Origin of the sequence: Blastomonas sp. CCH1-A6 (genome assembly GCF_001556365.1) — a bacterium.
Lineage (GTDB): Bacteria > Pseudomonadota > Alphaproteobacteria > Sphingomonadales > Sphingomonadaceae > Blastomonas > Blastomonas ursincola.
In genome coordinates this window covers 1-406 of the sequence record NZ_LSIS01000413.1, presented here as the reverse complement: position 1 = coordinate 406, position 406 = coordinate 1, and the positions used below count along the sequence as shown (strand labels likewise).

General features: G+C 66.3%; 1 protein-coding gene. It reads left to right on the top strand.

Annotated features, from left to right (window positions below; genetic code table 11):
* The coding region (locus tag AX735_RS18770; RefSeq protein WP_202189621.1) for a TrbI/VirB10 family protein at nucleotides 1-406 on the top strand (406 nt) is incomplete at both ends.

The window sequence follows — 406 nt, the reverse complement described above, 5'->3', positions numbered from 1 at the left end:
CGTTCGGACCTTCCCGGCCAGATCACCGCTCAGGTGACGGCCAACGTCTATGACAGTCCCACGGGCCGCATCCTGCTCATCCCGCAGGGCGCCCGGCTGATCGGCGAATATGACAGCGAGATCGCCGCCGGGCAGGCGCGCGTGCTGCTGGCATGGGATCGGCTGATATTGCCGGACGGCCGCTCGATCGTTCTCGAGCGCCAGCCCGGCGCTGATGCGGCCGGATATGCTGGCCTACAGGATCGCGTAAACCAGCATTGGGGCAATCTGCTGAAAGCCGCCGCCGTTTCGACACTGCTCGGCGTCGGCGCCGAATTGGGCGCGGATAGCGAGGACGAACTTACTCGCGCACTGCGTCGCGGCTCGCAGGACACCATCAACCAGACCGGCCAGCAGATCGTGCGTC